Source organism: Mesorhizobium sp. M7D.F.Ca.US.004.03.1.1 (assembly GCF_003998635.1).
GTDB lineage: Bacteria > Pseudomonadota > Alphaproteobacteria > Rhizobiales > Rhizobiaceae > Mesorhizobium > Mesorhizobium loti.
The window spans coordinates 1-1,262 of sequence record NZ_RZQG01001292.1 but is presented as its reverse complement, the minus strand read 5'-3'; the positions used below and the strand labels follow the sequence as shown (position 1 = coordinate 1,262).

1 protein-coding gene and 1 pseudogene are annotated in these 1,262 nt (G+C 60.3%); both read left to right on the top strand.

Going from position 1 to position 1,262, the window contains the following annotated elements; translation table 11 throughout:
• Positions 1–332: GNAT family N-acetyltransferase (locus EN935_RS36440; protein WP_127374257.1), on the top strand; the 332-nt coding region annotated here is incomplete at its 5' end.
• Between the two features lie 107 nt (positions 333–439).
• Positions 440–1,262, top strand: a pseudogene (locus EN935_RS36435) (hypothetical protein); the annotation flags it as partial.

Genomic DNA, 1,262 nt, shown 5'->3' with positions numbered 1-1,262 from the left:
GCGCCGACGTGCCCGAATGGAACAATCAGGGCAGGGGGTCGGCACCGGTCGATCCCGCCGACGCCGCCGATCCGGCCGTCTGGGCGATTTCCTGCTTCTTCATCCGGAGCAAGGTGCGAGGCAGGGGCATCACGCATCGCCTCGTCGAAGGCGGCATCGATTTCGCCCGCCGGAACGGCGCGCGGCTGGTTGAGGCCTGCCCGATAGACCTGTCGCGCGATTCGCGCTCGATCGGCCTGTTCGTCGGCTCGTCGCGGGTTTTCGAGAAGGCTGGTTTCGAGAGGCTTGTGGAACGCAAGGCGGGCCGGCCGTTGATGCGGCTGGTGCTTTGACGAGTCTTTTCGCACTGGAAGCCTTGTTGATCTCACCTTGCGGTTGCAGTGGTAATTTCATACCAGACGAACGAAGCGTTCCTTCAAGGCCAAAACGGAGAATTCGCGTGAACCGTGCCCTGCCATTCGTGTTCCTTCTTGCGTTGAGTGCACCTGCTTTCGGTCAGACCGTCGACAGCCATGGTGCGAAGCAATTGTCCGATGACCTGTCCCGCTATGTCGGCAAGCAGGCGATCGACAAAGGCATCCTGAAGGTTTCGCTCGAAGACGGCGCCTACAAGATCCTGTTTGATTTCAAGGCACTTGCCGCATCATTCCCGGACCAGAAGCTGCTGAAGCTCGATTTTGCGCCCTATGCCTTGATGGTGAAGCCGCGCAGCGATGGGGCCTGGGATGTCTCGATGGATTTTTCGCAAAGCGCCTCCGTCGAGTTCAACGGGCCCGAGGGGCTGCAAAGCACGCAGTTTTCGATCAAGGATGGCAAGGGCTCCGGCGTCTACGATCCCAATCTGGCGGCCTTCACCAGCGGCACCAGTTCAATGGCCGGCATGACCATGGCATCGAAGGATGCCAAGCAGCACATGGAGGCCAGCACCGGGGCTGGCACTGCGACCATTGCCGCGACCAAGTCCGCGACCGGCGGCGTCGATTTCACCACCTCGCAAAAGGTGTCGAGCTTTGTCGAAGCGATCAACTTCGACGATCCGGAGAGCGGGTTGAAATTCCCGGTCACCGTCAGGTCGCCGGAACTGTCGATCGAAGCCAGCGGCAAGGGCGTACGAACAAAGCCGTTGCTCGATTTGCTGGCATTTGGCGTGGCCAATGAAGACGAGGCGACGCTGAAGGCCAACCAGGCGCAACTCAAATCGCTTCTGCTCGCCGCATTGCCGCTTTGGGAGCGTGTCGAGGGAACCTACGGCTTTAAGGATT